This window comes from Ensifer sp. NPDC090286 (assembly GCF_044769565.1).
GTDB lineage: Bacteria > Pseudomonadota > Alphaproteobacteria > Rhizobiales > Rhizobiaceae > Ensifer.
Window position 1 is genome coordinate 107173 of the sequence record NZ_JBIVYF010000007.1, and the last position, 20070, is coordinate 127242.

At 63.9% G+C, this 20070-nt stretch carries 19 protein-coding genes; 4 read left to right on the forward strand and 15 right to left on the reverse strand.

From position 1 onward, the window contains the following. Window positions 1-17: 17 nt before the first annotated feature. The 10 genes from ACIQUG_RS29440 to sdhC form a co-directional block, all read right to left on the reverse strand. Window positions 18-3014: a 2-oxoglutarate dehydrogenase E1 component gene (locus ACIQUG_RS29440; RefSeq protein ID WP_043613956.1), complete on the reverse strand. Its 2997-nt coding sequence runs from the start codon at window positions 3012-3014 to the stop codon at window positions 18-20. A 246-nt stretch (window positions 3015-3260) separates the two neighbouring features. Then, window positions 3261-4163, reverse strand: a complete 903-nt coding sequence (gene sucD, locus ACIQUG_RS29445; protein ID WP_058321727.1) for a succinate--CoA ligase subunit alpha — start codon at window positions 4161-4163, stop codon at window positions 3261-3263. A 15-nt stretch (window positions 4164-4178) separates the two neighbouring features. Continuing rightward, complete coding sequence (sucC, locus tag ACIQUG_RS29450) at window positions 4179-5372, reverse strand: ADP-forming succinate--CoA ligase subunit beta (RefSeq protein WP_034802562.1); 1194 nt, start codon at window positions 5370-5372, stop codon at window positions 4179-4181. Between the two features lie 112 nt (window positions 5373-5484). Further along, window positions 5485-6450 (reverse strand): malate dehydrogenase, encoded by a 966-nt coding sequence (gene mdh / locus ACIQUG_RS29455; protein WP_034802565.1) that lies wholly within the window; start codon window positions 6448-6450, stop codon window positions 5485-5487. A 184-nt stretch (window positions 6451-6634) separates the two neighbouring features. Further along, the gene (zapE, locus tag ACIQUG_RS29460; RefSeq protein ID WP_402325797.1) at window positions 6635-7789 is read right to left on the reverse strand and encodes a cell division protein ZapE; all 1155 of its coding nucleotides are present in this window, start codon (window positions 7787-7789) and stop codon (window positions 6635-6637) included. A gap of 59 nt (window positions 7790-7848) precedes the next feature. Then, on the reverse strand, window positions 7849-8394 hold the full coding sequence (locus ACIQUG_RS29465) for a protease inhibitor Inh/omp19 family protein (RefSeq protein ID WP_402325799.1): 546 nt from the start codon (window positions 8392-8394) through the stop codon (window positions 7849-7851). A 300-nt stretch (window positions 8395-8694) separates the two neighbouring features. Beyond that, window positions 8695-9474, reverse strand: a complete 780-nt coding sequence (locus ACIQUG_RS29470) for a succinate dehydrogenase iron-sulfur subunit (protein WP_034802573.1) — start codon at window positions 9472-9474, stop codon at window positions 8695-8697. An 18-nt stretch (window positions 9475-9492) separates the two neighbouring features. Next, window positions 9493-11334: a succinate dehydrogenase flavoprotein subunit gene (gene sdhA / locus ACIQUG_RS29475; RefSeq protein WP_402325800.1), complete on the reverse strand. Its 1842-nt coding sequence runs from the start codon at window positions 11332-11334 to the stop codon at window positions 9493-9495. A gap of 7 nt (window positions 11335-11341) precedes the next feature. Further along, a complete protein-coding gene (gene sdhD / locus ACIQUG_RS29480) occupies window positions 11342-11722 on the reverse strand; it encodes a succinate dehydrogenase, hydrophobic membrane anchor protein (RefSeq protein WP_043613972.1) in 381 nt (126 codons plus the stop codon). A gap of 17 nt (window positions 11723-11739) precedes the next feature. Continuing rightward, window positions 11740-12132, reverse strand: a complete 393-nt coding sequence (gene sdhC / locus ACIQUG_RS29485; protein WP_034802580.1) for a succinate dehydrogenase, cytochrome b556 subunit — start codon at window positions 12130-12132, stop codon at window positions 11740-11742. Window positions 12133-12437: 305 nt separating this feature from the next. Between sdhC and ACIQUG_RS29490 the strand changes: the two genes are divergently transcribed. Further along, window positions 12438-13259 carry a hypothetical protein gene (locus ACIQUG_RS29490; protein WP_402325801.1) on the forward strand — a complete coding sequence of 274 codons (822 nt, stop codon included), beginning with the start codon at window positions 12438-12440 and terminating at the stop codon, window positions 13257-13259. 77 nt (window positions 13260-13336) lie between these two features. On the opposite strand, the gene ACIQUG_RS29495 is transcribed toward ACIQUG_RS29490, so the two are convergent. Genes ACIQUG_RS29495 through tsaD form a run of 5 tightly spaced genes read right to left on the reverse strand, consistent with a single transcriptional unit; the run spans window position 13337 to window position 16956 of the window. Beyond that, a complete protein-coding gene (locus ACIQUG_RS29495; protein WP_402325802.1) occupies window positions 13337-13996 on the reverse strand; it encodes a class I SAM-dependent methyltransferase in 660 nt (219 codons plus the stop codon). A gap of 48 nt (window positions 13997-14044) precedes the next feature. Further along, on the reverse strand, window positions 14045-14476 hold the full coding sequence (locus ACIQUG_RS29500) for an EVE domain-containing protein (RefSeq protein WP_043613977.1): 432 nt from the start codon (window positions 14474-14476) through the stop codon (window positions 14045-14047). A 7-nt stretch (window positions 14477-14483) separates the two neighbouring features. Beyond that, the gene (locus ACIQUG_RS29505) at window positions 14484-14777 is read right to left on the reverse strand and encodes a YciI-like protein (RefSeq protein ID WP_034802587.1); all 294 of its coding nucleotides are present in this window, start codon (window positions 14775-14777) and stop codon (window positions 14484-14486) included. A gap of 56 nt (window positions 14778-14833) precedes the next feature. Continuing rightward, window positions 14834-15835, reverse strand: a complete 1002-nt coding sequence (locus ACIQUG_RS29510; protein ID WP_402325803.1) for an NAD(P)H-dependent glycerol-3-phosphate dehydrogenase — start codon at window positions 15833-15835, stop codon at window positions 14834-14836. A 26-nt stretch (window positions 15836-15861) separates the two neighbouring features. Continuing rightward, a complete protein-coding gene (gene tsaD / locus ACIQUG_RS29515) occupies window positions 15862-16956 on the reverse strand; it encodes a tRNA (adenosine(37)-N6)-threonylcarbamoyltransferase complex transferase subunit TsaD (RefSeq protein ID WP_402325804.1) in 1095 nt (364 codons plus the stop codon). 74 nt (window positions 16957-17030) lie between these two features. On the opposite strand from tsaD, the gene hemC reads away from it, so the two are divergent. The 3 genes from hemC (at window position 17031) to ACIQUG_RS29530 (ending at window position 20064) form a co-directional block, all read left to right on the forward strand. Continuing rightward, entirely contained in the window at window positions 17031-17960 is a 930-nt protein-coding gene (hemC, locus tag ACIQUG_RS29520; RefSeq protein WP_402325805.1) for a hydroxymethylbilane synthase, read from the forward strand. 4 nt (window positions 17961-17964) lie between these two features. Beyond that, complete coding sequence (locus tag ACIQUG_RS29525; protein WP_402325807.1) at window positions 17965-18678, forward strand: uroporphyrinogen-III synthase; 714 nt, start codon at window positions 17965-17967, stop codon at window positions 18676-18678. Between the two features lie 102 nt (window positions 18679-18780). Beyond that, complete coding sequence (locus ACIQUG_RS29530) at window positions 18781-20064, forward strand: mitofilin family membrane protein (RefSeq protein WP_402325808.1); 1284 nt, start codon at window positions 18781-18783, stop codon at window positions 20062-20064. Window positions 20065-20070 lie beyond the last annotated feature (6 nt).

Below are 20070 nucleotides of genomic sequence, written 5' to 3' on the forward strand. Positions count from 1 at the left end.
TCAGAGCGAGGGGAGCATCAGCCCCCCAGCGCGTCCTCGAGGAAGGCGGCAAGCTGCGCCTGGTGCTTCGACATCAGGCCCGTCGCCGGCGATGCGGCGGCCGGACGGCCGGTGTAGCGCACGCGCTGATACTTGGCGTCGATATGGGCGAGAACCCATTCCAGGTACGGGTCGATGAACGACCAGCCGCCCATGTTCTTCGGCTCTTCCTGGCACCAGACCATCTCCGCGTTGCGGAAGCGGCTGAGCTCGTTGATGAGCGCCTTGGCCGGGAACGGATAGAGCTGTTCGACGCGCAGCAGGTAGATGTCGTCGATGCCGCGCTTTTCGCGTTCTTCGAGCAGGTCGTAGTAGACCTTGCCCGAGCAGAGCACGACGCGACGGATCTTGGAATCCTTCTGCAGCTTGATCGGGCCGTCCTTGATCACCTCGGCATCGTCCCACAGCAGGCGGTGGAACGAGCTCTCGCCGGCCATTTCCGACAGGCTGGAGACCGCACGCTTGTGACGCAGCAACGACTTCGGCGTCATCAGGATCAGCGGCTTGCGGAAGTCGCGCTTCACCTGGCGGCGCAGGATGTGGAAGTAGTTCGCCGGCGTCGTGACGTTGGCGACCTGCATGTTGTCTTCGGCGCAAAGCTGCAGGAAGCGCTCGAGGCGGGCCGACGAGTGCTCCGGACCCTGGCCCTCATAGCCGTGCGGCAGCAGGCAGACGAGACCCGACATGCGCAGCCACTTGCGTTCGCCCGACGAGATGAACTGGTCGAAGACGACCTGCGCACCGTTGGCGAAGTCGCCGAACTGGGCTTCCCAGAGGGTCAGCGCGTTCGGACGAGCGAGCGAGTAGCCGTATTCGAAGCCGAGAACCGCCTCTTCCGAAAGCATCGAGTTGATGACTTCGTAACGCGCTTGGGTCGGCGACAGGTTGGCGAGCGGGATGTAACGCTCTTCGGACTGCTGATCGTAGAGAACCGAGTGACGCTGCGAGAAGGTGCCGCGTTCGCAGTCTTGACCCGACAGGCGGATCTTGGTGCCCTCGACGCAGAGCGTGCCGAAAGCGAGCGCTTCAGCCATAGCCCAGTCGACGCCTTCGCCGGTCTGGATCATGTTGGCGCGGTTTTCCATGAAGCGCTGGATCGTGCGGTGCGCGTTGAAGCCTGCCGGGATCTCGGAGATCTTCCGGCCGACTTCCTTCAGCTGCTTCATCGGTACCGAGGTCTTGCCGCGGCGCTGTTCGTCCTGGTTGTCGGCCGAGCGCAGACCAGACCAGGCACCATCGAGCCAGTCGGCCTTGTTCGGCTTGTAGGACTGGCCGGCCTCGAACTCCTGCTCGAGGTGGGCGCGCCAGTCGGCCTTCATCTTCTCGACTTCGCCTTCGGAGATCAGGCCTTCGGCGATCAGTCGGTCCGAATAGAGCTGGACGACGGTCTTGTGGCCGCGGATGACCTTGTACATCTTCGGCTGCGTGAACGCCGGCTCGTCGCCTTCGTTGTGGCCGAAGCGGCGGTAGCAGAACATGTCGATGACGACAGGCTTGTGGAACTTCATCCGGAATTCGGTGGCGATCTTGGCCGCGTAGACAACCGCTTCCGGATCGTCGCCGTTGACGTGGAAGATCGGCGCTTCGATCATCTTGGCAACGTCGGACGGATAGGGCGACGAGCGCGAGAAGGCCGGATTGGTGGTAAAGCCGATCTGGTTGTTGATGATGAAGTGGACCGTACCGGCAACGCGGTGGCCGCGCAGACCGGAAAGCCCGAGGATTTCGGCAATGACGCCCTGGCCGGCGAAGGCCGCGTCGCCGTGCAGCAGCAGCGGCATGACCTTGGAGCGTTCGCGCAGCGGAATGATGTCGCCTTCGAACACGGTCGCCATCTGGTCCTGCTTGGCGCGGGCCTTGCCCATGACAACAGGGTTGACGATTTCGAGGTGCGACGGGTTTGCCGTCAGCGACAGGTGAACCTTGTTGCCGTCGAATTCGCGGTCCGAGGACGCACCGAGGTGGTACTTCACGTCGCCCGAACCTTCGACGTCGTCAGGTGCGTAGGAGCCGCCCTTGAACTCGTGGAAGATGGCGCGGTGGGGCTTTGCCATGACCTGGGAAAGCACGTTCAGACGGCCGCGGTGGGCCATGCCGAGAACGATTTCCTTGAGGCCTTCCTGGCCGCCGCGCTTGATGATCTGCTCGAGCGCCGGGATGAGCGATTCGCCGCCGTCGAGACCAAAGCGCTTGGTGCCCTTGTACTTGACGTCGATGAATTGCTCGAAGCCTTCCGACTCGATCAGCTTCTGCAGGATCGCCTTCTTGCCTTCGGGGGTGAAGTCGACGCCCTTGTCCGGACCTTCGATGCGCTCCTGGATCCAGCCCTTCTCTTCCGGGTTGGACATGTGCATGAACTCGACGCCGATCGTCGAGCAGTAGGTGCGCTCGAGGATTTCGACCATCTCGCGAACGGTCGCGTATTCGAGGCCGAGCACGTTGTCGATGAAGATCTTGCGGTCGAGATCCTTGTCCTCGAAACCGTAGTTCGACGGCGACAGCTCGTTGTAATCCTCAACCGCGGCAGCAAGGCCGAGCGGGTCAAGCTTGGCATGCAGGTGGCCGCGGGCGCGGTAGGCGCGGATCATCATGATGGCGCGGACGGAATCGCGCGTCGCCTGGTGGATGTCGGCGGCGCTGGCAACGGTACCGGTGGCGGCAGCCGTTTCCTCAACCTTCGCCTTGACCTTCTTCTCGATGACCTTTTCGACCGTGCCCCAGTCGCCGTCGAGCGCCGAGACCAGTTCGCCATTGGCCGGGATCGGCCAGTTGTTCTTTTTCCAGGAGGCGCCCTTGGCTGCCTTCACCACATCTTCCGGCCGGTCGGCGAGCGCCTTGAAGAAGGCCTGCCATTCGGCCGACACGGACGCCGGGTCCGCCTCGTAGCGTGCATGGAGCTGCTCGATATAGGCGGCGTTGGCGCCGTCCAGAAACGAAGTGAGCTGGAATTGCTCGTTGGCCTCTTGCCTTGTCATGGTCTCACGCGGACTGATCTGTCCGCCTCCTGACTGAAGTTGGGTTGCCGGGTATCCCGGTCGTTCATGTTCGTTCGGCGCGTCCGGGCGCCGGGCCTTTTTCCTACGATGCCGCGCATCCTCGAGGACGCGCCGGGTCACCGTGGCAGTCATTGCCGCATGTCCTGATCTTCAATCAGCCAAGGAAACAAGCGGACTGCAAATTGACCGGGCCGGATCACTCCGCCCCGGTCAGAAGTCTTGCGATCAGCCCTTGAGGACTTCGACGAGCGTCTTGCCGAGACGAGCCGGCGAAGGCGACACGCGGATGCCTGCCTGCTCCATCGCTGCAATCTTGGATTCCGCATCGCCCTTGCCGCCGGAAACGACAGCGCCGGCGTGACCCATGGTGCGGCCCTTCGGCGCGGTACGGCCCGCGATGAAGCCGGCCATCGGCTTCTTGCGGCCCTTCTTGGCTTCGTCGATGAGGAACTGTGCAGCATCCTCTTCGGCCGAGCCGCCGATTTCGCCGATCATGATGATCGAGGTCGTGGCTTCGTCGGCCAGGAACATCTCGAGCACGTCGATGAACTCGGTGCCCTTGACCGGGTCGCCGCCGATGCCGACAGCCGTCGTCTGGCCGAGGCCTTCGTTGGAGGTCTGGAACACGGCTTCATAGGTCAGCGTGCCGGAGCGCGAGACGATACCGACCGAACCCTTGCGGAAGATCGAGCCCGGCATGATGCCGATCTTGCATTCTTCCGGCGTCAGGATACCGGGGCAGTTCGGGCCGAGCAGGCGCGACTTGGAGCGGTCGAGGCGAGCCTTGACGCGCACCATGTCGGCAACCGGGATGCCTTCGGTGATGCAGGTGATGAACGGGATTTCCGCATCGATCGCCTCGATGATCGCGTCCGCGGCACCTGCCGGCGGAACGTAGATCACGGATGCGTCCGCACCGGTCTTTTCACGGCCTTCGGCAACCGAGGCGAAGATCGGCAGGGTTTCGCCCTTGGAACCGGTCCAGGTTTCGCCGCCCTTCTTCGGGTGAATGCCGCCGACCATCTGCGTGCCGTAATAGGCAAGCGCCTGTTCGGTATGGAAGGTGCCGGTCTTGCCGGTCAGGCCCTGAACGAGGACCTTGGTGTTCTTGTTAACGAGAATCGACATGAGGTGGTCCTTCAGTTAGCCGTTGATCGCGGCGACGATCTTCTTGGCAGCATCGTCCAGATCGTCGGCGGCGGTGATCGCCAGGCCGGATTCGTTCAGGATCTTCTTGCCAAGCTCGACATTCGTGCCTTCGAGACGAACGACCAGCGGAACCTTGAGGCCGACTTCCTGCACGGCCGCAACGACGCCTTCAGCGATGACATCGCACTTCATGATGCCGCCGAAGATATTGACGAGGATGCCCTCGACCTTCGGGTCGGCCGTGATGATCTTGAAGGCTGCCGCAACCTTCTCCTTGCCGGCGCCGCCGCCGACGTCGCAGAAGTTCGCCGGCTCCTTGCCGTAGAGCTTGATGATGTCCATCGTCGCCATGGCGAGGCCGGCGCCGTTGACCATGCAGCCGATGTTGCCGTCGAGCGCGACATAGGCGAGATCCCACTTCGAGGCCTCGATTTCCTTGGCGTCTTCTTCGGTTTCGTCGCGCAGCGCCTTGATGTCGTCGTGGCGGAACAGCGCGTTGCCGTCGAACGAGACCTTGGCGTCGAGAACGCGCATGCGGCCGTTCTTCATGACGATCAGCGGGTTGATCTCGAGCAGGCTCATGTCCTTCTCGACAAAGGCCTTGTAGAGGATCGGGAAGAGCTTTTCGGCGTCGGCCTTGGCTTCGCCTTCGAGCTTCAGGGCAGCCGTGAGCTTGGCGAGATCAGCGGCGGTGACGCCGGCTTCCGGGTTGATCGCGACGTTGACGATCTTTTCCGGCGTGTCATGCGCAACAGCCTCGATGTCCATGCCGCCTTCCGTCGAAACGACGAAGGCAACCTGGCCGACCGAGCGGTCGACGAGCAGCGACAGATAGAGTTCGCGGTCGATGTCGGCGCCGTCCTCGATGTAGAGGCGGTTCACCTGCTTGCCGGCCGGGCCGGTCTGGGCGGTGACGAGCGTGTTGCCGAGCATTTCCTTGGCATGAGCCTTGGCTTCGTCGATCGAGAAGGCAAGACGAACGCCGCCCTTGGCATCGGCGGACAGTTCCTTGAACTTGCCCTTGCCGCGGCCGCCGGCATGGATCTGGCTCTTGACCACGTAGAGCGGGCCCGGGAGCGACTTTGCAGCGGCTTCAGCTTCGTCAGCCGAGAAGATCGCGACACCTTCCGCGACCGGTGCGCCGTAGCTCTTCAGGAGAGCCTTGGCCTGGTATTCATGAATGTTCATGGTGTTTTTCCTGTCTGGAGCATTGTGCGGGCAGGTGGGGCACCTACCCGCACCAATGCGGCAAAAACAAAGAGGCCGAGCGGCGACGGAGCGTCCGCTCAGCGGGACGCGATTACTGCTTCAGGCTCGGCGCAATGCCGATGCAGGCTTCGCAAAGACCGGCGACCGAAGCGACGGACTTGTCGAACGCTTCCTTCTCGGCCTTGTTGAGATCGATTTCGATGATGCGCTCGACGCCGCCGGCGCCGATGACGGTCGGAACGCCGACATACATGTCCTTGACGCCGTACTGGCCGGTCAGGTGCGCAGCGCAAGGCAGAACGCGCTTCTTGTCCTTGAGGTAGGCCTCAGCCATTTCGATCGCCGAAGCGGCCGGTGCGTAGTAGGCCGAACCGGTCTTGAGCAGACCGACGATTTCGGCACCGCCGTCACGGGTGCGCTGGATGATTTCTTCCAGGCGCTCCTTGGTGACCCAGCCCATCTGCACGAGGTCGGTCAGCGGAATGCCGGCAACCGTCGAGTAGCGGGCGAGCGGCACCATGGTGTCGCCGTGGCCGCCGAGAACGAAGGCGGTGACGTCCTGGACCGAAACGTTGAATTCCTGGGAGAGGAACAGGCGGAAGCGCGAGCTGTCGAGAACGCCGGCCATGCCGACGACCTTGTTCTTCGGCAGGCCCGAGAACTTCTGCAGCGCCCACACCATGGCGTCGAGCGGGTTGGTGATGCAGATGACGAAGGCGTTCGGGGCATACTTCTTGATGCCGGCGCCGACCTGTTCCATGACCTTGAGGTTGATGCCGAGCAGGTCGTCGCGGCTCATGCCCGGCTTGCGGGCAACACCGGCGGTGACGATGCAGACGTCGGCGCCTTCGATGGCGGAGTAGTCGCTGGCACCCGTCAGGTTCACGTCGAAGCCTTCGACCGGGGAGGACTGACCGATGTCGAGGCCCTTGCCCTGCGGAATGCCGTCGGCGATGTCGAAGAGGACGATGTCGCCCAGTTCCTTCAGGCCGGCGAGATGTGCCAGCGTACCACCAATCATCCCTGAACCGATAAGTGCGATCTTGTTGCGCGCCATGAAAGTGCTTCCTTTGTGATCCCAAATCTGATCGAGGCCTGGAACGCGGCAAACGCCAAACCTTCGCCGCAAGCCATTAAACGGCAAACGTTAAAATATCAATCGATACTTTTTGGCGAAGTAATTTCAATCGGTTAGATCATAAAACTCTTACGTAAACGTAAGAGTTTTCGCCACGATCACGTCACGAAACAGCAATATTGGCGGGGTGCGCGGCGGCATACTCCTCGCTTTGCATCTCGATCAGCCGCGAAACCGTGCGATCGAACTCGAAGCCCTCCGTGCCCTTCTTCTGGGTCAGCAGATCCTGCGGCTGCGCCGCAGCCGAAGCAAAGAGCCGGGCACCATTGTCGTAGAGCGTGTCGACCAAGAGGATGAACCGCTTGGTCTCGTTGCGCATGTGCGGACCGAGATGCGGCACATGGTCGACGAAGATCGTCGAATAGCGCTCGAGGATCGCCAGATAGTCGGCAGCCCCAAGCGGTTGCTGGCAGAGGTCGGCGAAATTGAAGCGGGCACTCTTGCCGGACGCGGCCGGCACGGGGATCTTGCGCCCCTTGCGCGGCACCTCCGCCGGAGCGGCCGGTGCATTGCCGGTCTCATGCACCCAGGCCTTCGCCATCGCCGCATCGGCCTCGGGCCCGAGCGGCGAGAGCCACACCGGGCTGCCATCGGTCTTTGTCAGCCGGTAGTCGGTGTCCGTGTCCAGCGAGATGACCTCGGCATTCGCCTTCAGGAGATCGATGAAGGGCAGGAACAAGCCGCGGTTGAGGCCGTCGCGATAGAGATCGTCGGGCGCGACGTTCGAGGTCGCGACCAGCACGCAGCCCTTGGCGAAGAGTTCGCCGAACAGGCGGCCGAGGATCATCGCATCGGCGATATCGGTCACGGTGAATTCGTCGAAGCAGAGCAGCCGCGCTTCACCGAAGAGCTCGGAGGCGACGGGCGGGATCGGATCGGCCTGCTTGGTTTCGCCGTTCTTCAGCTTCTGCCGGTGCTTGTAGATGCGCTCGTGCACATCGGCCATGAACTCGTGGAAATGCGCCCGGCGCTTGCGCTGGATCGGCACCGCGTCGAAGAACATGTCCATCAGCATGGTCTTGCCGCGCCCGACACCGCCGTGGATGTAGAGGCCCTTGACCGGCGGATGGTCCTTCTTGCGCGAGGCAAACAGCCAGCCGAGCGCATTGGTCTTGCGCGACGGACGGCTGGCGAGCAGCTCGGCGGAGAGATGATCGAACCGCCGGGCGATCGTAAACTGCGCGGGGTCACGCTTGCGCTCGCCGCTCGCGACGAGCGCTTCGAGCTTGCGGTAAATGCTGTCGTCAGGATTGAGCACGTCTCACCCGAGATGGGACGGAAAACAAAAGCCCGGCACGAGACCGGGCTGGAGAGACATCAGCGGCTGAGGCTGACCGGCTGGCCGCCATTGGTCGAGCCGTCGAAACGGGCGTCGGCCGTCTTGTAGAGGCGAGCGATGGCATTGCCGTTGCGGTCTTTGAGGACCACCTGCTTGCCGGCCACTTCCCAGGAGCCCATGGTCGTCAGCTCGCCGGCGCATCCGCGGGTACCGCCGCGCGAGCCGGAACCGAGATTGGTGAGCGTCAGGAACATGTCGCAGGAGCTGCCGGCGCTCGAAACACGCCAGTTGCCAACCATCGATTCCTTGGTGACGTCAAGTCCGCCACCCGCCGCCGCAGCGACCTGCGTGCCGGGCTGCTGAACCGTACCGGGCATCGCCGTGCCGCTCGTCGGTGCAGCCGGGAATTGTGAGGTGTTTCCGGTCGGCGCCGGAAGCTGGCTCGACGAAACCGACGGAACCGGTGCTGCCTGGATGGGAGCGGGCGAGGCGTCCTGGGAGCTGAAACCGCCCATCGACGTCCGTTGGCATCCGGTCAGCGCAAGCACAACCGCCAGCCCCGCCGCCGCATGAATTACCCGCATATCCCTACTCCTGTTCGTGTCCGCGAACCATGATGCAACGCGATAATATAGGCCGAAATACAGCAAATCCACCTGACAAATCAAGGGACGACGATTCCTGGCGACCTGTTGCAGGATTGAAACGTCCGAACGGCCCGATCGCGCGGCCACGGCCTCGCCAGGTATCCTCGCCTCGACCGGCAACCCGCCTCTCCCGCACCGGCACAATCACGAATTGTCCGCCGCCCTGGAGAGAGGCAAAACAGAAAACGGCGAGCCATGGCCCGCCGTTTCCAAAAGCTTCATCTCCGGTCCGACCGGTCAGACGCGGCGCTCGACCAGCATCTTCTTGATCTCGCCGATCGCCTTGGCCGGGTTCAGGCCCTTCGGACAGGCCTGGGCGCAGTTCATGATCGTGTGGCAACGATAGAGGCGGAAGGGATCCTCGAGGTTGTCGAGGCGCTCACCGGTCGCTTCGTCGCGGCTATCGATCAGCCAGCGATAGGCCTGCAGCAGAACCGCCGGACCGAGGTAACGGTCGCCGTTCCACCAATAGCTCGGACAGGAGGTCGAGCAGCAGGCGCACAGAATGCACTCGTAGAGGCCGTCGAGCTTGAGGCGGTCCTCGTGGCTCTGCTTCCATTCCTTGGCCGGCGTCGGTGATACCGTCTTCAGCCAGGGCTCGATCGAGCGATGCTGGGCGTAGAAGTTGGTGAGGTCGGGAACCAGGTCCTTCACAACCGGCATATGCGGCAGCGGATAGACCTTCACCGCGCCCTTCACCTCGTCCATGCCCTTGGTGCAGGCGAGCGTGTTGGTGCCGTCGATGTTCATGGCGCAGGAGCCGCAGATGCCTTCGCGGCAGGAGCGGCGCAAGGTCAGCGTCGGGTCGATCTTGTTCTTGATGTAGAGCAGACCGTCGAGCACCATCGGGCCGCAATCGTCGACATCGATATAGAAGGTATCGATGCGCGGATTGGCGCCGTCATCCGGGTTCCAGCGGTAGATGCGGTATTCGCGGACATTGGTCGCGCCGGCAGGCTTCGGCCAGACCTTGCCTTCCGTCATCTGCGAGTTCTTGGGGAGAGCGAGTTCAACCATGTGGCTTGTTCCTCAAGATCAATAGACGCGGGCCTTCGGCTCGATCTTCTTGGGATCGATGCCGTCGGCGATCAGGTCGGTATGGACGGGGCGGTAGTCGAGCTTGACGTCGCCGGCCTCGTTGACCCAGGCGAGCGTGTGCTTGCGCCAGTTGACGTCGTCGCGGCCGCCGAGCGGACCGTCGGTGTAGTCCTCGCGGGCGTGCGAACCACGGCTCTCCTTGCGCGCTTCGGCGCCGTAGATCGTCGTGATGGCGTTGGCCATGAGGTTTTCGAGTTCCAGCGTCTCGACGAGGTCCGAATTCCAGATCATCGAGCGGTCGGTGACCTTGATGTCAGGCAGTTCCTTCCAGATCGCCGAGATGCGCTTGCAGCCCGATTCCAGCGATTCCTGCGTGCGGAACACGGCCGCGTCTTCCTGCATGGCGCGCTGCATCTTTTCGCGCAGCACTGCCGTCGGCGTCGAGCCATTGGCGTTCCGCAGGCGGTCGAAGCGGTCCATGATCCGGTCGCAGGCGGCCTTGTTGATCTCCGGGATAGCCTCGTCGCGGTCGATGACCTGACCGGCGCGGATGGCGGCGGCACGGCCGAAGACCACGAGGTCGATTAGCGAGTTGGAGCCGAGGCGGTTGGCGCCGTGCACCGAGGCGCAGCCGGCTTCGCCGACGGCCATCAGACCGGGCGCGATGCGCTCGGGGTTCTGGGCGTCGGCGTTGAGCACCTCGCCCCAGTAGTTGGTCGGCACGCCGCCCATGTTGTAGTGCACCGTCGGCAGAACCGGGATCGGCTCGCGGGTCACGTCGACACCGGCGAAGATCTTCGCCGATTCCGAGATGCCCGGCAGGCGCTCGTGCAGGACGGCCGGATCGAGGTGATCCAGGTGCAGGAAGATGTGGTCCTTGTTCTTGCCGACGCCGCGGCCTTCGCGGATTTCCATCGTCATGCAGCGCGAGACGACGTCGCGCGAGGCAAGATCCTTGGCGGACGGCGCATAGCGCTCCATGAAGCGCTCGCCTTCGGAGTTGACGAGATAGCCGCCTTCGCCGCGTGCGCCTTCGGTAATCAGGCAGCCCGCGCCGTAGATACCGGTCGGGTGGAACTGGACGAACTCCATGTCCTGCAGCGGCAGGCCGGCGCGCGCGATCATGCCGCCGCCGTCGCCGGTGCAGGTGTGCGCCGACGTGGCCGAGAAGTAGGCGCGGCCGTAACCGCCGGTCGCTAGCACCACCATCTTGGCGGAGAAGCGATGGATCGTGCCGTCGTCGAGGTTCCAGGCGACGACGCCGGTGCAGCGGCCGTCATCCGACATGATCAGGTCGAGCGCGAAATACTCGATGAAGAACTCTGCGTTGTTGCGGAGCGACTGACCATAGAGCGTGTGCAGGATGGCGTGGCCGGTACGGTCGGCAGCAGCGCAGGTGCGCTGTACCGGCGGGCCTTCGCCGTAGTTCTGCATGTGGCCGCCGAACGGGCGCTGGTAGATCTTGCCTTCGGCGTTACGCGAGAACGGCACGCCGTAGTGCTCGAGCTCATAGACCGCCTTCGGCGCTTCCATGGCGAGATACTGCATGGCGTCGACGTCGCCGAGCCAGTCGGAACCCTTGACGGTGTCGTAGAGGTGCCACTGCCAGCTGTCCGGCGTCATGTTCTGCAGCGAGGCGGCAATACCGCCCTGGGCGGCAACCGTGTGCGAGCGGGTCGGGAAGACCTTGGTGATGCAGGCGGTCTTCAGACCCTGCTCGGCCATGCCGAGGGTCGCGCGCAATCCGGCGCCGCCGGCGCCGACGACGACGACGTCGAAGGCGTGATCGACATATTGATAGGCCTTGCCGTTTGCAGCAGGTGAACTGTTCGATGCCATGGCGAAATTACCCTGCAAAAGCGATCTTCAGGATGGCGAAGAGACAGAGCCCGCCAACCGCGATCGTGAAAAATGTATTGAGCATGAGAAGCACGATCTTCATGCCTTCGCCATGCACGTAGTCTTCGATGATCACCTGCATGCCGAGCCGCATGTGAACGAGGCCCGAGAGCACAACGAGCGCCATGACGACGGCGACGAAGGGGTTCGCTAGCGCGGCAAGGACATCCGCGTAAGGGGCGCCTGCGTAGCGAACGAGGAAGATGACGAAGAAGATCAACAGCGGAACGTTGGCGACGGCCGTCAGGCGCTGGCGCCAGAAATGATCCGTGCCTTCCTTGGCTGAGCCAAGACCGCGAACCTTGCCGAGAGGAGTGCGCATATCCATGAGTATTCTCCCCTCAGTCAGCGAACGAGATAGCCGACCACCCAGATCAGCAGCGTCAGCGCCACCGAACCGATGATCGTTGCCTTGGCCATCTTGGTGGCGAAGTGCTTCTCGTAGCCGTAGCCGAGATCCCAGGCGAAGTGGCGCAAGCCACCGAGCATGTGGTGCACCAATGCCCAGGTATAGCCGAACAGCACCAGCTTGCCGATCAGCGTACCGAACAGCCAGCTGACCCAGTCGTAATAGGCAGCGCCCGACGCGGCGGCGATCAGCCACCAGGCAACGAGGATGGTCCCGAAGTAGAGCGCGCCACCAGTGATGCGGTGCACAATGGACATCACCATCGTCGGGATAGGTTTATAGATTTGAAGATGCGGCGAGAGTGGCCGGCTTCTTGTGACATTCGTCATCGGAACCTCACGGAATGCCCGGATTTCCGCCCAAAAAACTGGACGATTTTAGTCCGGTATCGCACCTGATTGTGCGCAATTCAGTCATTCGGACCTTTAATCACCATAAAGCTTAACGACAAGTGTGTTTGCGGTGCAAAATCAATTTAATCGATTAGACGAATTGCGCCATTTTCCTGCCAGCCGGAGACATGGGCGCGCGTTAACGATAGCGACAAAAAGCCAAGCAATTCCGTGACTTTCCCGCCGATGTGGCTCAGAGTGCCCTTAACGATTTGTTAAGCGTCACCCGGAGGGCGGGCAGAATGATTCTGTTCAGGGCAATCCATGCGACCAAAGTGCTAGCGCTTGCCGGCCTGGTCATCGCCACCAGCTACATTCCGATGGAAGCCCGAGACCGGGGCGGACTGCCGGAGGTGCAGACGCGAACGCGCCATGTCAGGCTGAACGCCGATCGTCCCTATCCTCGCCACGATTTCGATCGCACCGGTTATCGCAACGACCGGGACCGCCATCGCGGACCGCGCCGCGACTGGGCGTCCAACGGTGGGCCGCCGGAAGTGAACACGCGCACCCGGCACGTTCGCCTGCCGCGCTACCGCCCCTACCCCGACGCTTACGCCGGACGGTTGGAGCAGCGTGGCGGATGGGTGCGCGACGGCGCCGGCCGCGACTACTGGACGTCCGACGCCCGCAGGCACGACGGCCGCCCTGGCATCTATGACGTGCCGCCGCAGGCCTCGACCCGCACCCGCCATGTCCGCCTACCGCAATATCGGGCCTATCCCGAACGTTGGGGCAACGGCGGCGGATGGATGCGCGATCAGGCCGGGCGGGAGATCTGGACATCGAACAACCAGGGCCGTGACTATCGCCCGAACTATTATGGCGGTGACGAATATCCGGACGTCATTCCCGGCATCGGCACCTATGTCGGCGGCATTTCGGCCTATGTCGACGTCGGCAACGGCATCTATTTCAGCCAGGAAGGCGACTACGGCTATGCGGATGAGGCAGACTTTGCGCCTCAGCCCGAGGCAAGGCGCGGCAAGATCATCGACGTCACGCCACAGACCATGAACAGCTCCTGCACCTACGAACACGGCGTCTGCGTCATCCGCCGGTAATCGCGGCGACGGGCCTTGTCAGGCTGTCAGGTCAGCGGCTTCGATGATCGGGTGTATCGTCGGAGATGCGGGCACGATTAATCGTGTACGGCTGTGCCGAAGCGCCAGACGGTTGTGCGCTTGACCTCGCTGTCCTCCAGCGCCCGGGTGACGGGAACCTCGTAGGTGGCAAGCGACGTCATCATTTCGCGCGGGCAGTAAGAACGGCCGGGATCGCCGACGATCACCGAGACGCCCTTTGCGGCAAGCCCCGAAAACCACGGCTTCAACCGGTCGGCAAAAGCCTTGTCGTAAAAGACGTCTCCGGCGAGATAGACTTCGGCTTCAAGGTCGCGGCCGGTGATATCGTCGCCGGTATAGGAAAGGGAGACGCCGTTGAGTGCGGCATTGAGCCGGACGGCCGTTTCCGCCCAGGGGTCGATATCGGCGGCGAGCACCGATGCTGCGCCCGCCTTCATCGCCGCGATCGCCACCAGACCCGAACCGGAGGCAAAGTCGACGACACGGCGACCGCGCACGACCTCGGGATGATCGAGGATGTAGCGGGCGAGCCCCTGCCCGCCGGCCCAGGCAAAGGCCCAGAACGGCGGCGGCAGGCCGATCTCCTGCAACTCTTCCTCGGTCTTCAACCAGAGCTCATGCGCTTCCGTCGCCAGATGCAGGCGGATCTCCGGCACATGCGGCGGCGTGAGCACGTCGGTGTTTTCGAGGATGAAGCTTTCCGGATCGGTCTTCACGAAACTCTCCACGCCTGCCCGAGCGTCCCGGACAGGCGGAAAACAGGACTAGCGCGGCGGATTGTCGAGCCCGCCCATGCGGCAGACCTCGATCCACTCGTCCTCGGTCACAGGCTGCACAGACAGGCGCATGGAGGTGACGAGCGACATATTGGCGAGCTTCGGATTGTCCTTGATCTCCTTCAGCGTCACCGGCCGCGGCATATCCATCACGGCGCGGATATCGACGCAGTCCCAGCGGGCGTCACCCTCGGCGGTCGAATCCGGATGCGACAGCGCACAGACCTCGGAGATGCCGACGATCTCCAGCCCCTCATTCGAGTGGTAGAAGAAGCCTTTGTCGCCGATCTGCATCGCCCGCATGTTGTTGCGCGCCTGATAGTTGCGCACGCCGGTCCATTCGGTGCCCTTGGCGCCCGCGTCCTTCTGCATCTGCCAGGACCACTTGAACGGTTCGGATTTGTAGAGCCAATGCGCCATCTTGGTCTCAAGCCTCCGGATTGTTGAAGACCCAGTTGAAGGCCTTGATCTCGACATTGGAAAAGAGCCCGGCCTTGGCATAGGGATCGGCTTCGGCGATCGCCCGCGCCTCGTCGATGGTCTCGGCCTTGACGAGCACCAGGCTGCCGGTCGGCTTGCCGTCGTCGCCGAGGAAGGGGCCGGCCATCTTCAGGATACCCTTGGCATTCAGATCGTTGAGATAGGCGACGTGATCGGGACGGGTGTCGAGCCGAAGCTGCAGCGCGCCTGGCTTGTCGGTGCAATGAAGTGCGAAGAGCATGCTTCCTCCTAGAGTTTTCCTTGACGCGGGATGCGGGCGGAAGACCGCCGCTCCCTTCATTCCTGGGTGATCGGGCGGGTCATCAACTGTTCGAGCGCGGTGCGGACATCGAGCTTGCCGTCGATGATCGCCGCCACCGCTTCGGTGATCGGCATTTCGACGCCAAGATCATGGGCGACACGCGCGGCGACCGATGCGGCGAACGCGCCTTCGACCAACTCGCCCTTGCGTCCGCTGGCCCGACCATCCTTGCCGAGCGCGATGCCGAAACGCAGGTTGCGCGACTGGTGGCTGGTCGCCGTCAACACGAGATCGCCAAGCCCAGAAAGACCGCGCACCGTATCGGCCTCGCCGCCTTCGGCAGCAATGAAGCGCGACATCTCGGCAAGGCCGCGCGAAATCAGCGCCGCACGGGCGCTGTCGCCAAGGCCCGCACCCTCGACGATGCCACAGGCGATCGCCAGCACATTCTTCAGCGCGCCGCCGAGCTGCACGCCGATGCGATCCTCCGAGGGATAGAGCCGGAAGGTCGGGCCCGAGAGCACCTCGGCCAGCATCGTCGCCGTCGCGGCATCGGCCGCTGCGATCACCATGGCGGTCGGCAGGCCCTTGGCGATGTCGGCGGCAAAACCGGGACCGGAGAGCACGCCGATCGAACGGCCGGGCAGTTCCTCCGCCAGAACGTCGGTCAGCAAGCGGCCGGTCGCCTGCTCCATGCCCTTGGCACAGGTGACGATCGTGGCTGCAGCGTTGATCTGAGGGCCATACTGCCGTGCCGCATCCCGGTGTGCCTGCGACGGCATGACGAAGAGCACGACTTCGGCGTCCGCGAGCACGGAGACGTCGGCCGTATGTTTCAGCGCCACCGGCAGGTCGATACCCGGCAGGGCATCCTCATTGCGGTCGGTGTCGCGGCAGGCTTCGGCAATCTCCGGACGACGGGCCAGCAGCGTCACGTTGCTGCCTTCAGCCGAGGCGGCAACCGCAGCGAGCGCGGTGCCGAAGGCGCCAGCGCCGACCACGACGATCTTCGGCCCGTTCTTGGAAATGTCGTTCATGCTCTATCCGTATGCTCTAAATCTTGTCACGCCTTGGCGCCGCGTTTGCCGGAACCGAGCAGCGCCTGCGCCTGGGCGTCGAGCGGCCAGCGCGAGCGCGGCGCGACATCAAGGCCGTCGGCTGCCATGCCTGCCGCCAGCCGTTCGGCACCGGCCCAGGCGATCATCGCCGCGTTGTCGGTGCAGAGCGAAAGCGGCGGCGCGATGAACTCGAAGCCGTTCTTGTCACAGAGTTCCTGCAGCGTCGCCCGCAGCACCTGGTTGGCGGCAACGCCGCCGGCCACTACCAGCGCCGGACGCGCAACACCGCCATGCTCCGCCTTGAAGCGCTTCAGGCCGCGACCGACGCGATCCTTGAGCGTGCGCGAGATCGCCCGCTGGAAGGAGGCGCAGATATCGGCGATGTCCTGCTCCGTGACCGGCTCCAGCGATTGCGCCGCCTGGCGCACTGCCGTCTTCAAACCGGAGAAGGAGAAGTCGAGCCTGGCATCGCCGACGAGCGGGCGCGGAAAATCGAAACGCTGCGGATCGCCCGCAAGCGCTGCCCGCTCCACCGCCGGACCACCCGGATAGGGAAGGCCGAGCAGCTTGGCCGTCTTGTCGAAGGCCTCGCCGAGTGCATCGTCGATCGTCGTGCCCCAGCGCTCGTACTCGCCGACACCCTTGACGAGGATCAGCTGCGTGTGGCCGCCGGAGACGAGCAGCATCAGATAAGGGAAGGAGAGCCCGTCGGTCAGCCGCGCCGTCAGCGCATGGCCCTCGAGGTGGTTGACGGCATAGAGCGGCTTGCCGGTTGCCCGCGCAATCGCCTTGCCGGTCATCAGCCCGACGATCAGGCCGCCGATCAGACCGGGACCACTTGTCGCAGCAATGGCGTCGATGTCGGAAAGCGTGACGCCGGCCCTGAGCAGCGCTTCCTCGATCAGCGTGTCGAGCGCTTCCACGTGGGCGCGCGCCGCGATCTCCGGAACCACGCCGCCATAGGCGCTGTGCTCTTCCAGCTGGCTTAAGACCACGTCGCCGAGGATATGGCCCTTGCCGTCGGAATCGCGCAAAATGACGGAAGCGGCGGTTTCGTCGCAGCTTGTTTCTATGCCGAGGATGCGCAGGGGCGGAGACATCAGGGTTTACTCAAAGATTGCGGTCGCACCGAAAGGTGGGTACACGGAACTCCGGTAACAATGGATAGCCTTTGATGCAAACAAAACCTTTCCGGATCGGCACGCGCGGCAGCCCGCTGGCGCTCGCTCAAGCCCATGAAACGCGCGATCGCCTCGCAGCGGCGCATGGTCTTTCGCCGGAAATGTTCGAGGTCGTCATCCTCTCGACCAAGGGCGACCGGATCACCGACCGCTCGCTCGCCGAGATCGGCGGCAAGGGTTTGTTTACCGAAGAGATCGAGCAGCAATTGCTGTCGGGCGAACTCGATTTCGCCGTGCATTCGTCCAAGGACATGCCGACGAAACTGCCTGACGGGCTCTGTCTTTCCGCCTTCCTGCCGCGTGAGGACATTCGCGATGCCTTCATCGGCCGGACGGCAAAAAAACTGATGGATCTGCCACAGGGCGTGACCGTCGGCTCCTCGTCGCTGCGACGCCAGGCGCTGATCCGCCGGCTGCGTCCGGATATCAATGTCATCACCTATCGCGGCCAGGTGGAGACGCGGCTGCGGAAGCTCGCCGAGGGCCAGGTCGATGCGACGCTGCTCGCCTATGCGGGCCTCAAGCGTCTCGGCATGACCGACGTTCCGACCGAGCTGCTCGACCCCCAGCAATTCCCGCCGGCTCCGGCGCAGGGCGCGATCTGCATCGAGAGCCGCATCGGCGACAGCCGCATCAACGACCTGCTCGCAGCCATCGACGATGCCCGCACCCATGAGGCCGTCGCCTGCGAGCGTGGCTTCCTTGCGACGCTCGACGGCTCCTGCCGCACGCCGATCGCCGGTCTCGCCACCTCGGACGGCAGCCATCTGAGCTTCTCCGGCATGATCCTGACCCCCGACGGCCAGACACATCACCGGGTCACGATCGAGGGCAAGGCCACCGACGCCGAAGCGCTTGGGCAAAAGGCCGGCGAAGAGATCCGCACCAAGGCCGGCCCCGGCTTCTTTGCAAGCTGGACCTAAAGCCATGCGCGTGCTCGTCACCCGGCCGCTTCCGGCCGCCGAGGCGACGGTACGCCGGCTCGAGGCCGCCGGACACCGGCCGATCCTGCTGCCCTTGATGCAGGCGACCCATCTTGCTGCTGCCGCCGTCACCGCGCTCGAAGTGCCGCATGCGGCGATCGTACTCACCAGCGCCGAAGCCATCCGGGTGCTCGTCTCGTCCGATGCAGACCTGTCACAACATCTGGCGACCCCGTGCTTCTGCGTCGGCGCGGCCACGGCGCAGGCGGCAGCCGGGCTCGGCTTCACCGATCTGCGCATAGCGGAGGGAACCGGCCAGTCCCTTGCGGAACTGATCGGCGCGACCATCGACACGCTGCCGCCGCTTCCCCTGCTCTATCTCGCAGGAACGCCGCGCTCCGAAGGGCTGGAAATGGGCCTGAGGCAAAACGGAATAGAGCACCGGACGGTCGAGTGCTACCGCATGGAGCCGATCGCCCATCCGCGCGCCGCGATCGAAGATCTTCGGCGAAGCAACCGTCCCGACGCCGTGCTTTTATACTCGCGGGAGACCGCGCGACAGTTCGTTCGCCTGCTTTCCGAAGCCGGCGTCGATGCCGCTTCCTTTGCGCCGCGCTACCTCTGCCTCAGCCCCGTGGTGGCCGAGGCGCTGCCGGGTAACGTCGTGGCAGAGACCGCCGCAAAGCCCGATGAAGACAGCCTTTTCAGTCTTCTCTAACATCGAATTCATCCAAAAACGGAACGGAGGGGCTTTCCCTCACCGTTCCGGCTGACTAGGTTTGAAGGAAGAGCCGACAGGCACCAACGGTAAGAGGTCACCATGGTATCGGAAAACCCGCCGCGCCGCTCGAAGTCCGAGAAGGAACCGCTGACGATCGACCTCGAAGCGGAGAAAACCGTTGCGGAACCGGCCGGCCCGGAAGCAACCGGCGAGACGCTGGCAGACGCTACGACCGAAAGCGCATCGAACAAGACCGAGACGGATGATCCGGTAACGGACAGCAGCGACAACAGCGCCGCCGGATCCCGCCTAGACGAAGAAATCGAGGAGCAGCGCGCCGATGCTGCCGCCGACGCGGCCGCGGCCGCCTTTGCCGAAGAACCGCCGCACGTCGTGACGCGTGACCCGGAACCGGCTCCGCCACAGAAACAGGTATCGAACTCCGGTGCGCTTGCGGCCGGCATCGTCGGCGGTCTCGTGACGCTGCTTGGCTTCGGCGGCCTGCAATATGCCGGCATCGTCCCCGGGCTCGGGCCGACCCGCGGCGTCGAGCAGAACATTTCCGGCGAGCTGCAGGCCCTGCGCGACCAGATCGCGGCGCTGCCCACGCCCGCAGCCGTCGTCGACAACACCGCGCTCGAAGGTCGTATCGCCGCGCTCGAGCAGTCCGCCTCCCAGCCGGCCAAAAACGGCGCACCCAGCGCCGAGGTCGAGACGCTGAAGGCGGAAGTCGACAATCTCACCAAGGAGCTTGCAGGCCTGAAGACAGCGCTCGCCGACGCGCAGCAGGCGGCAACCGCCGAGAAAGCGGAACTGACGAGCCGCATCGAGACCGCCGAGCAGAAGCTCAACGAGCCGGTCAACGATATCCAGATGGCGAAGGCCGTTGCGGTCACCGCACTGAAGTCGGCGATCGATCGCGGCGGGCCCTTCCTCGCCGAACTCGACGCGCTGCGCAGCATCGCGCCGGACGAACAGGCCGTCGCGGCGCTCGCCCAGGATGCCCAGGTCGGCGTGCCGACCCGCACGGATCTGCGCCGCGAATTCCCGAAAACCGCCGACGCCATGCTCGACGCTCTCAACCAGCCCGATCCGAACGAGGGCATCTTCGACCGGCTGGTGTCCAGCGCCATGTCCGGCATCCGCGTGCGTCCCGTCGGCAGCGTCGAGGGCGAAACGCCCGAAGCCGTCATCGCCCGGATCGAGGACAAGCTGAACAATGGCGACCTCAAGGGCGCCGCTTTGGAATGGGATGGGCTGCCGGACGCGGCCAAACCTGTGGGCGAAGCCTACAAGGCCAAGCTCGACCAGCGTTTGCGGGTCGAAGCCGCAATCGATGCCGCCGTCGCTGCGACGATGGCTAAACCAGGCACGGAAGGCTGAGGGAAC

What these genes read in the sequence shown, in the direction of transcription:
- ACIQUG_RS29440 (WP_043613956.1), bottom strand. Translation starts at nt 3,014, where the DNA reads ATGACAAGGCAAGAGGCCAACGAGCAATTCCAGCTCACTTCGTTTCTG.
- ACIQUG_RS29510 (WP_402325803.1), bottom strand. Translation starts at nt 15,835, where the DNA reads ATGAACGACATTTCCAAGAACGGGCCGAAGATCGTCGTGGTCGGCGCT.
- ACIQUG_RS29470 (WP_034802573.1), bottom strand. Translation starts at nt 9,474, where the DNA reads ATGGTTGAACTCGCTCTCCCCAAGAACTCGCAGATGACGGAAGGCAAG.
- sucC (WP_034802562.1), bottom strand. Translation starts at nt 5,372, where the DNA reads ATGAACATTCATGAATACCAGGCCAAGGCTCTCCTGAAGAGCTACGGC.
- ACIQUG_RS29505 (WP_034802587.1), bottom strand. Translation starts at nt 14,777, where the DNA reads ATGCTCTTCGCACTTCATTGCACCGACAAGCCAGGCGCGCTGCAGCTT.
- ACIQUG_RS29530 (WP_402325808.1), top strand. Translation starts at nt 18,781, where the DNA reads ATGGTATCGGAAAACCCGCCGCGCCGCTCGAAGTCCGAGAAGGAACCG.
- sdhA (WP_402325800.1), bottom strand. Translation starts at nt 11,334, where the DNA reads ATGGCATCGAACAGTTCACCTGCTGCAAACGGCAAGGCCTATCAATAT.
- ACIQUG_RS29525 (WP_402325807.1), top strand. Translation starts at nt 17,965, where the DNA reads ATGCGCGTGCTCGTCACCCGGCCGCTTCCGGCCGCCGAGGCGACGGTA.
- tsaD (WP_402325804.1), bottom strand. Translation starts at nt 16,956, where the DNA reads ATGTCTCCGCCCCTGCGCATCCTCGGCATAGAAACAAGCTGCGACGAA.
- mdh (WP_034802565.1), bottom strand. Translation starts at nt 6,450, where the DNA reads ATGGCGCGCAACAAGATCGCACTTATCGGTTCAGGGATGATTGGTGGT.
- sdhD (WP_043613972.1), bottom strand. Translation starts at nt 11,722, where the DNA reads ATGGATATGCGCACTCCTCTCGGCAAGGTTCGCGGTCTTGGCTCAGCC.
- sucD (WP_058321727.1), bottom strand. Translation starts at nt 4,163, where the DNA reads ATGTCGATTCTCGTTAACAAGAACACCAAGGTCCTCGTTCAGGGCCTG.
- hemC (WP_402325805.1), top strand. Translation starts at nt 17,031, where the DNA reads ATGCAAACAAAACCTTTCCGGATCGGCACGCGCGGCAGCCCGCTGGCG.
- sdhC (WP_034802580.1), bottom strand. Translation starts at nt 12,132, where the DNA reads ATGACGAATGTCACAAGAAGCCGGCCACTCTCGCCGCATCTTCAAATC.
- ACIQUG_RS29465 (WP_402325799.1), bottom strand. Translation starts at nt 8,394, where the DNA reads ATGCGGGTAATTCATGCGGCGGCGGGGCTGGCGGTTGTGCTTGCGCTG.
- ACIQUG_RS29500 (WP_043613977.1), bottom strand. Translation starts at nt 14,476, where the DNA reads ATGGCGCATTGGCTCTACAAATCCGAACCGTTCAAGTGGTCCTGGCAG.
- ACIQUG_RS29490 (WP_402325801.1), top strand. Translation starts at nt 12,438, where the DNA reads ATGATTCTGTTCAGGGCAATCCATGCGACCAAAGTGCTAGCGCTTGCC.